Origin of the sequence: Terrimonas ginsenosidimutans (genome assembly GCF_022012415.1) — a bacterium.
Taxonomy (GTDB): domain Bacteria; phylum Bacteroidota; class Bacteroidia; order Chitinophagales; family Chitinophagaceae; genus Terrimonas_A; species Terrimonas_A ginsenosidimutans.
Genome location: NZ_JAKLTR010000036.1, coordinates 1 through 9,810 on the forward strand (window position 1 = coordinate 1; position 9,810 = coordinate 9,810).

Genomic DNA, 9,810 nt, shown 5'->3' on the forward strand with positions numbered 1-9,810 from the left:
TTTCTTTCAGTCGGGAAGACAGGATTCGAACCTGCGACCCTCCCGGCTTAAAGCCGGGAGGCGCTATCAATGGCCATACGCTTATACAATAAAAAAAGACCCTTGATAAATCAAGAGTCTTTTTTTCAGTCGGGAAGACAGGATTCGAACCTGCGACCCCCTGGTCCCAAACCAGGTGCGCTACCGGCCTGCGCTACTTCCCGGCCTATCCGATTTGCTCGGAAAGGGTTGCAAAAATAGGGGAAATTGATGATAACTAACCTAATAAATCAAAAGTATTTTCTGTCTTTTTATAATAACGTCTTCCCACAACCTGAAGACTCCCTGTATCATAATCGAACAACCATTGTCCGATATAGAACAAATACCTAACACACTCGATCACACTGTCTTAAAAATCAAATATTTAAGATCATGGCATATTTTTAATAGCTGAAAGTACCTCATCCGCCATCTGATTTACCACACAAACACGCTTATGTTCTCCAACTTCTTTATTACCGCCTGGCGGCATCTCCGCAACAATAAACTGTTCAGCCTGATCAACACTGGAGGTCTCGCCATCGCAATGACCGTTGCGATCTTTATGTTGCTATGGGTTCAGAACGAATGGCGCTTTGACCGCTATCACACAGATGCGGAAAACATCCATCTTCTGTCCGTGGCCGATAAGAAAAATAACAACCAGCTGAGTGAACTCGTCCCTTACCCATTGCAAAGTGTGATCACACAGCGCCTTCGCGGCATTGAACGATCAACCACCGCAATGAGCACCCGCTACCAGGCGCCAGTATTCAATATCAATAACCGGGTGTTTTCGGAAACCGAAGGGCTTTGGGTAGACAGTAACTGGTTCAGTCTTTTCAACTATGATTTCATTGAAGGAAGCGCCTCTTCCTTTAATAGCAATCCCCGAAGCCTCATCCTTACGGAATCCAAAGCCCATCAATTCTTCGGCAATCAGCCATTCTTAGGAAAAATTGTGCAGGTAGATTCTATTGGCTATGCAGTTGCCGGAGTTATCAGGGATAACCCCGCATTCTCCAGCTTTCAGCAGGACGTGTTTATTCCATTGGCCGCGAAACTCAGCACTACCGAGGCAATACGTGACGCTGCCTACTGGGGTTCATCAAGCTGCATAACGTTTATAAAGCTTGCGCCTCAAACCAATGCAGCTCAACTTGCCCATACCATCACAAACATTTATGCAGAAAATAAAGTCAGCGACAATGCATTTACGCGGCAGGTAGAACTGGTGCCGTTACCGATGCTCCATTTTACGGAAGGCCTTTCAAGCTCGATCTTTCCGCACGGAAGCCGTAAGTCGATGTATATCTTTTCCTCATTGGCAATTCTCCTGCTGATCACAGCAAGCATCAACTTTGTCAATCTTTCCGTTGCACGGGCGGGTCTTCGTTCAAAAGAGATCAGTATGCGAAAGATCACGGGAGCTGGCCGCTGGCATCTATTTGCGCAGTTGATGACAGAAGCTGTTCTCACAGCTCTCCTATCACTGGCACTCACAATGCTGCTTCTGTATGCACTCTGGCCATTGTTCAGAAGTTTCACCACAATGTCTCTCGAACTGGACCTCCTCAATTTAAATGTTGTATACATCCTCGCAGGAACACTGATCACGGTGATCTTGCTTACAGGTATCTATCCTGCGTTGCTATTGTCATCTTTCAAGCCGGTTCTGCTTTTCCAGGATCGTGGCGTATTAGGCATACGCAAAGGATCACTGCAAACAATACTTGTAACAACGCAATTTGTGCTGGCCGTTGTAATGATCACCGGTACTGTTGTCGTTTATCGCCAGCTAAGCTTTATACAGCAACAGGATGCCGGCTATAAACGCGAGCAGGTATTCAGCTTCCGGCTTCCTTTTAAAACAATACAACAAATGAAGCTGAATCCCGGTCAAAAAGAATTGTTTCTGACCACCTTTAAAAATGAATTAACAGCTTCCTCCGCTTTACAAAATGTAACACGGATCAATTTTGGTTCTATACAGAATAATACAGGCAGAACCGGTCAAAAGTTCGACTGGTACGGATATCCAAAGGATAATGAAGAGAAACTGATAACGGAGTTCATGACCGATACAGACTTCAACAAGATCATGCAACTGACTTTTGTTGAAGGTGGTTGGTTCAACGGATCAGACGCACGTGATAAAGACAATATCATTCTGAATGAAACGGCAGTACGCTTGTACGGACTAAAATCTCCCGTTGTCGGTACCCGATTTTCTTCCCCGGCCACAGAAGGTATTGTTGCAGGAGTTGTAAAAGATTTTCATTTTCAAAGTTTGCATGAGGCGATCGCCCCGCTGGTGATCCGCCAGGATCAGTATGCCCTGGGCAATACCTTTCTTATCAAAACCCAACCCGGTCAGATCCAGGCAGCGCTGGACATAGCAGAAAAAGCCTGGAAGAAATATTTTTCAGGAGATCATCTCTCCTTTCATTTTCTTGATGAAGAATTCGAACTGTTATATGCGAAAGACAGGCAGATGATGAGATTTTCATTCCTGTTCGGATGCCTGAGCATTCTTTTATCCTGTATCGGACTACTGGGTATCACCGTCTTTGCTGTAAGGCAGCGAAACAAAGAGATCAGTATACGGAAAGTGCTGGGTGCATCATCCGCCAATATATCCTTACTTCTTTCCGGTAAGTTTTTAAAGCCCGTGATCATTGCACTGCTGATCGCAATCCCGATCTCTTACATCGTAGCCGATCAATGGTTGCAAAACTATGCCTACCGTATTTCGATCAGCTGGCAATATTTTATCTCATCGGCCGCCATCATCATCCTCATCTCCCTGCTAACGATCGCTGTCCAGGCGATCAGCGCTGGTTGGCAAAATCCGGTAAAAGCGTTGAGGAAGGAGTAGTGGCGTGGGAGAGGCGGGAAAAGTTTGAGAGGTTTGGGAGGTTCTACAGAACACCGGACCCACTCCATAAGGAAAAAGATTACAACATCAAATGCCATAACCTTTCTTCATCAGATGTAAAAGCTATGGAACTAATGAAACCTTCCAAACCTCCCGCCCTCACCGCAACTAAAAAAGCCTGACACTTGTCAGGCTTTTTTAGTTGCGGTGAGGGCGGGATTCGAACCCGCGGTACAGAGTTACCCGTACGGCAGTTTAGCAAACTACTGATTTCAGCCACTCATCCACCTCACCGGAAGGCTGTGGCATTCCCCGTTTTAAAGGGGTGGCAAAAATAACCATTACCAACAATAAAACCCAAAATAGTTGAAAGAAAGTTTCGCAGCCGCAAATCAAGCGCTCAGACCCCGCAAAGGCCGGTGAGCGCAATGCAAAAGGGAGGCCGATGAAGCCTCCCTTGTAAATATTATGTTGTAATTATCAGAGTGATTGAGCGAATGAAGCAAGCCTTATGACCTGGCAACATGCTACATCGCAGCCAGCTGCACCTTTTGCTGCAATTCCAGTACGTTTTCCCTGAATACGGTATCAGTATCCATCAGATCCTTAACTGTCTGGCATGAGTGGATCACCGTGGTATGATCACGGCCGCCGAAATGCTCTCCGATCGTCTTAAGTGAATTCTTTGTGAATGCCTTTGCCAGATACATAGTGATCTGACGAGCCTGCACGATCTCCCGCTTACGGGTTTTCTGCAAAAGCTTGTCGTATGACACATCAAAATACTCACATACCATTCGCTGGATGGTATCGATCGTGATTTCTTTACTGGATGATTTGATAAAATTACGCAGCACTTTCTTTGCTAAATCTAAATCTATCTCCCTTCTATTTAGCGAAGATTGTGCCAACAGTGAGATCAGCGCACCCTCTAACTCCCTCACATTGCTATTGATATTGTATGCGATATACTTTACAACTTCCTTCGGCATCTCCAAACCGTCATTCTTCATCTTCTTCTCCAGGATCTCGATCCTGGTCTCGTAATCCGGGATCTGCAGATCCGCACTCAGGCCCCAGCGGAAACGGCTGAGCAGGCGTTCCTGTACTCCGTCAAGATCTTTGGGCGACTTATCCGATGTCAGGATAAGCTGTTTGTGCGACTGATGCAAGTGATTAAAGATCGCAAAGAATGCATCCTGGGATTTCTCAGCCTTTGCAAAAAACTGAACATCGTCAATGATCAGCACATCGATCAACTGATAGAAATGAATAAAGTCGTTGATCGCATTATTGCGGCTATGATCCATGAACTGATTGATGAACTTTTCTGAGCTCACGTACAGCACCACCTTGTTTGGATTCAGGCGCTTTACTTCATTACCGATCGCCTGCGCAAGGTGCGTTTTACCCAAACCTACTCCTCCATATATTACCAGGGGATTGAAAGAATTCGCTCCGGGCTTCTCCGCCACAGTCTTGCCTGCACGGCGTGCTACCCGGTTACAGTCACCTTCTATAAATGCATCAAATGTATAAATATGATTCAGCTGAGGATCGATCTGCATCTTCTTCAGACCGGGAATCACGAAAGGATTTTTGACCGGGTTATTTATTACAAGTGGAAAATCCATTTCATTGTTTGAAAAAGTTTTATACCCCTGCCCTGTTACATCCATCGTCAATGGCTTGTTCTTACTGTTCCCACTGTCAACCATAATGCGATATTCCAGACGGGCTTCTTTCCCCAACTCTCTCTTCAAAGTCTTTGCCAATAAATTGACATAATGTTCTTCAAGGTACTCAAAAAAGAATTGACTTGGTACCTGAATAACCAAAACGTTATTCTTTATTGAAACAGGTGTAATCGGCTCAAACCAGGTTTTGTAATGCTGCCATTCAACAATATCCTTGATGATCTTCAAACAATTGGTCCAAACTTTTTCAGCATTTTTGTCCATCAGTATGAAAGCAGTTTATATATCGGGTTAACTATAGTCCTTTTGAATTTGTCCAAGAAAAATCTCCACACGATGTCAGTAAAAAAAGTTGGACAGGACGGCGAATATCTATATTTCTTGGTTAATAAAAAATTTTTATTCACCCCTTTTTCAGATAATGATAATTGTATTTCATTTTATCAATTTTCCTGTGAAAATTTAGAAAAATAAAGATGAAGCACAGCAAAAAATAGTTTATAATCAAGCGCTCAAAAAACTATCTTTTCTGCCCTCTCGTTCCCAAAATGTTATACGAAAAAAAATAAAACAGTTGCGGTTTTTCGGAATGGATAATTTGAAGAAGCCGAAAGAAAAATTATTGCGTTTCCTTAAAATTCACTATGCAGTTGTGTAGTCGCAATCGTTTAACCGGCGCTTTTGAAGGTAGCGAGTTTTCCGGTTTGTTGCAAACAAAAAACAGCATTCCGCATTTATTTTTTTTACCGGTGAAAAACACCCGCAAGGGTTGTTCTTTGTCTTTTATACTTTAACAACCGATTGCCTTCTCCTGTTCCATGACAGGTACTCAGCCAATTGTCATGACAAACACTCTTTTGCATTCAAGCCAATACCCGATAGACGGTATTATTGCTTCCACCCGTATAATATATATATGTATAAGAACTTCGCCTCTGATCAAAGACTGCCAACAACTGTTCGCAGACCGTGAAACAACTGCTTTCAAAGAAGCTATCCCTATATACCAAACCCGTACCGCTTTTTATCCTGCCGTATTTACATATTCTTAAAATCCGCAAACTTCCGCAATAACGAATGCCCCGATTGTATAAAGCAGTCATTACTCTCACGCTAAATTTCTACATTTACGCAAACTCTATTCGCGAACATTCATGGCCATTCGTGCATCATTCGCGTTTTTCGTAGTTTTGCTATACAAAATGTTTCAGGATAAAAACCTGACCTTATGCAAAAAAATATTACCCTCAAACTGCTTCCCGGAGAAGCAGCGAACGAAGCTACTGTTCGCAAGTATATCGCCCGCGCAGAGTCTGTCAGACCAGCCGACATAACCGGTTACAACATACAGAAACGTTCGATAGATGCCCGCGGAAGACAAGCCTGGATCAACCTGACTGTTCAGGCGTTCATCAATGAACCTTTTCATAACCGCGAAATAATGCAGTTTGATTTCCTTGATGTCAGTCATGCTGCCAATTCGGCGTTGATCATTGGTGCCGGTCCGGCAGGTCTTTTCGCTGCCCTTGAAATGATCCTTCGCGGCGTGAAACCGATCCTTCTCGAAAGAGGAAAAGATGTCCGGGCCCGCCGCCGCGATCTTGCCGCACTTAATAAAGAAGGAGAAGTAAATCCCGAAAGCAACTATTGCTTCGGCGAAGGTGGCGCAGGCACTTACAGTGATGGTAAATTATATACACGAAGCTCCAAACGCGGGGACATTGCACGGATACTAAACCTTTTCGTTCACTTTGGGGCAGAAGAGAAGATCCTTTACGAAGCACACCCGCATATCGGCACCAATAAACTGCCGCAGATCATCACCGCCATGCGGGAAACGATCCGCGGCTGCGGCGGCCAATTCCTCTTCGAAAAGAAAGTCACCGATCTCATTATAGAGAATAACGAAGCTAAAGGCGTGCAAACCAGCGATGGAGATATCTTCAAAGCACAGGCGGTCATTCTCGCTACCGGTCACTCTGCCCGGGATATCTTCGAATTGCTTCACCGCCGGCAGATCCTCATCGAGGCAAAACCATTCGCACTCGGCGTAAGGGTAGAACATCCGCAGTCACTGATCGACCAGGTCCAGTACCATACCACTCAAAAGGATGAGTTGCTACCTCCCGCATCTTACAGCCTGGTACAACAGGTAGAAGGACAGGGAGTCTTCTCCTTCTGCATGTGCCCCGGAGGAATCATCGCCCCCGCCGCAACCTCTCCCGGAGAACTGGTGGTAAATGGATGGAGCCCATCAAAACGAAACAACCCCTTTGCAAATAGCGGGATCGTAGTAACTGTTTCACCCCAGGACGCAATGCAGTTTCTGAAAAAAGAAAAGATCGCTGCAATAGAGAATGATCCATTACTGCTAATGAAATTCCAGCAGCGCGTAGAACAAAAAGCCTTTCTTGCAGGCGGCGGAAAATTTGTTGCACCCGCACAACGTATGGCTGATTTCTCAGATAAAAAAGTATCATCCTCCCTGCCTGAATGCTCTTATTTGCCAGGCCTGCATTCCTCTCCATTGCAACAGGTGCTTCCATCATTTGTACACAGCAGTCTTCAGCAGGCATTCCGTGAATTCGGAAAGAAGATGAGAGGTTATTTTACCAACGATGCCGTTGTAGTAGCTACTGAATCACGCACTTCTTCCCCGGTACGTATTCCCCGAAATGCAGATACGCTTGAGCATCCGCAGATAAAAAGATTGTTTCCCTGCGCTGAAGGCGCAGGTTATGCAGGCGGGATCGTCAGTGCTGCAATGGATGGGGAAAGAGTCGCAAAGCTGATCTGTGAGCTGTTGAAGTAGAGATCCTGCGTTCAGATCGGCGCAGAAGCCCCGAAGCCGTCTGTCAATAAAATCTTGCTCAACCCGTTGAGACGGTTATTTTTGCTCCACACAAACTACACACATGCCTTTACTCGAATTAAACAACCTCAAAAAGTATTTTGCCACGCAGAAAGCGGTGGACGATATCAGCCTGACGATCGAAAAGGGGCAGATATTCGGTTTACTGGGACCTAATGGTGCAGGTAAAACAACCCTGATCAGGATGATCACAGGCATCTTCTATCCTGATGAAGGTGAGATCATTTTTGATGGAAAAAAATTCGATCCGCTGAATGATATTGCCCATATCGGTTATATGCCGGAAGAAAGAGGTCTTTATAAGAAAATGAAGATCGGCGAGCAGGCTTTATATCTCGCTCAATTGAAAGGACTGAACAGATACGATGCCACCAAAAAGATCCGCGAATGGTTCTCCCGCCTCGATATGGAAAGTTGGTGGAATAAAAAAGTGGAAGACCTTTCAAAAGGTATGCAACAAAAAATGCAGTTTGTAACAACCGTCCTGCATGAACCCAAACTCATTATTCTTGATGAGCCATTCAGCGGACTTGATCCGGTCAATGCTAACCTGATCAAAGATGAGATTTACAATCTTTCAAAACGTGGTGCCACGATCATATTCAGTACACACAGAATGGAACAGGTTGAAGAGATCTGTGACCATATTGCATTGGTGAACAAAGGAAAAAAGATCCTGGATGGCACTGTTCAGCAAGTCAAACATCAATATAAAGAGAATCTGTTCCGTGTCACTTTCGCCAGGAATCTGACGCCGGAACATCTGGCCGTTGATCTGTTTAAAGTGATGAGCAGGAAAGATCAGGAACTGATCCTTAAACTGGAATATGCAAGCAACAATGACATCTTGCAATACTTCATCAACCAGGGATTACCGATCGAATCATTCAATGAAATGTTGCCTTCACTGAATGATATCTTCATCCGTCTTGTTGAAGGAACACCCGTTTCCCGTCAGTTTCAAGAAGTAAACCAGTAACCTTTACCACAACTAATCGCAATCATGAATAAGATAATCCTCATCATAAAAAGGGAATACCTGACCAGGGTCAGAAAAAGAACCTTTATCATCAGTACGATCCTGTTCCCGCTGATATACCTCGGTATTGTTTTTGGAACCAGCTTTATCGCAGCAAAAACAAAGTCGAAAATAAATGTAGCTGTGATCGATAACTCAGGCTACTTCGATAAAGGCAAAATTGAAAGAGCGAATCAAAAAGATAGCTCAAACCTGCTCACGCTGGTTAAAGACTCCCCGGATTCTTTGAAAGCACACCTGAAAGAAAAAGGTTTCGATGGCCTGATCGTTGTTGATGAAAGCAGCAATTGGGAAAACGGCCTCCAGCTTAAACTTCAAACGGAGAAGTCCATGGGAATGGAAGGAACAGGCCCATTGGAAAGAAAACTGAATGGCATCTGGGACCAGGTAAAAGATGAAAAACTGGGGATCAGTGATAGTGTGAAAAACAGGATCGCTCAAAGTTCGATCGACCTGGAAGCGCAGAACCTCAGCCAGGAAGCAAGTAACTCCGGTGTAGCCTCCGCTGTTGGATATACTTCGGGATTGCTGATCTATTTCATCCTGATCCTTTATGGCAGCCAGGTGATGATGGGTGTAATGGAAGAGAAAAACAACCGTATTGCGGAAGTGATCATTTCCTCTGTAAAACCTTTTCAACTGATGCTGGGAAAGATCATCGGGATCGGGCTTGTTGCATTGACGCAGTTTGCCCTGTGGATCCTGTTTGTCTTCATTATATACAATGCCACTGGGTCCGCCGGTGCAAACTCCCCTATGGGCGGTATGGTTGGCGGACTGCAATCAGTATTTACCAGCATTGATGTACCGCTGATCATCTTCAGCTTCGCATTCTACCTGTTGGGCGGCTTCTTCTTCTATTCATCTTTCTATGCAGCAATCGGCAGTGCGGTGAATGAAGATATGCGTGAGGCTCAATCATTGAGCTTCCCTGTAACTATGATCGTGATCGTTTCCATCGTGCTGATGCCTGCTGTAATGAAAGATCCATCTTCCCCTCTCGCTGTTTGGGGAAGCATCATTCCTTTCAGCTCACCTATATTGATGATGGCCCGGATCCCCTTTGGTGTTCCCGGCACTGTGCCCTGGTGGCAGCTCGGCCTGTCTATGATCTCACTCATCGGCGGATTCCTCTTCACCACCTGGTTCGCCGGCAAGATCTACCGCACCGGCATCCTGATGTATGGCAAAAAGCCATCGTGGAAGGAGATGTTGAAGTGGGCGTTTAGGAAAAGCTGAGAGACCGTTGACCGTTGACCGTTGACCGTTGACCGTTGACCGTTGACCGTTGACCGTTGACCGT

5 protein-coding genes and 2 tRNA genes are annotated in these 9,810 nt (G+C 45.0%); 4 read left to right on the forward strand and 3 right to left on the reverse strand.

What is annotated here, in order from left to right; translation table 11 throughout:
- Window positions 1–129 precede the first annotated feature (129 nt).
- A tRNA-Pro gene (locus LZZ85_RS27855) sits at window positions 130–203 on the reverse strand.
- Window positions 204–478: 275 nt separating this feature from the next.
- Between LZZ85_RS27855 and LZZ85_RS27860 the strand changes: the two genes are divergently transcribed.
- Window positions 479–2,899 (forward strand): ABC transporter permease, encoded by a 2,421-nt coding sequence (locus LZZ85_RS27860; RefSeq protein WP_237877354.1) that lies wholly within the window; start codon window positions 479–481, stop codon window positions 2,897–2,899.
- A gap of 205 nt (window positions 2,900–3,104) precedes the next feature.
- Here LZZ85_RS27860 and LZZ85_RS27865 read toward each other — a convergent pair.
- A tRNA-Ser gene (locus LZZ85_RS27865) sits at window positions 3,105–3,193 on the reverse strand.
- A 233-nt stretch (window positions 3,194–3,426) separates the two neighbouring features.
- Window positions 3,427–4,860 carry a chromosomal replication initiator protein DnaA gene (gene dnaA / locus LZZ85_RS27870; RefSeq protein WP_237877356.1) on the reverse strand — a complete coding sequence of 478 codons (1,434 nt, stop codon included), beginning with the start codon at window positions 4,858–4,860 and terminating at the stop codon, window positions 3,427–3,429.
- Window positions 4,861–5,824: 964 nt separating this feature from the next.
- On the opposite strand from dnaA, the gene LZZ85_RS27875 reads away from it, so the two are divergent.
- From LZZ85_RS27875 to LZZ85_RS27885, 3 genes are all read left to right on the forward strand, one after another.
- Complete coding sequence (locus LZZ85_RS27875) at window positions 5,825–7,408, forward strand: NAD(P)/FAD-dependent oxidoreductase (protein WP_237877358.1); 1,584 nt, start codon at window positions 5,825–5,827, stop codon at window positions 7,406–7,408.
- Between the two features lie 103 nt (window positions 7,409–7,511).
- Window positions 7,512–8,447: an ABC transporter ATP-binding protein gene (locus tag LZZ85_RS27880; protein ID WP_237877360.1), complete on the forward strand. Its 936-nt coding sequence runs from the start codon at window positions 7,512–7,514 to the stop codon at window positions 8,445–8,447.
- A 24-nt stretch (window positions 8,448–8,471) separates the two neighbouring features.
- Window positions 8,472–9,746, forward strand: a complete 1,275-nt coding sequence (locus LZZ85_RS27885) for an ABC transporter permease (protein WP_237877362.1) — start codon at window positions 8,472–8,474, stop codon at window positions 9,744–9,746.
- Window positions 9,747–9,810 lie beyond the last annotated feature (64 nt).

Excerpts from the sequence above, each read along its gene's own strand:
- LZZ85_RS27860 (WP_237877354.1), top strand. The coding sequence starts at position 479 with ATGTTCTCCAACTTCTTTATTACCGCCTGGCGGCATCTCCGCAACAAT.
- dnaA (WP_237877356.1), bottom strand. The coding sequence starts at position 4,860 with ATGGACAAAAATGCTGAAAAAGTTTGGACCAATTGTTTGAAGATCATC.
- LZZ85_RS27875 (WP_237877358.1), top strand. The coding sequence starts at position 5,825 with ATGCAAAAAAATATTACCCTCAAACTGCTTCCCGGAGAAGCAGCGAAC.
- LZZ85_RS27880 (WP_237877360.1), top strand. The coding sequence starts at position 7,512 with ATGCCTTTACTCGAATTAAACAACCTCAAAAAGTATTTTGCCACGCAG.
- LZZ85_RS27885 (WP_237877362.1), top strand. The coding sequence starts at position 8,472 with ATGAATAAGATAATCCTCATCATAAAAAGGGAATACCTGACCAGGGTC.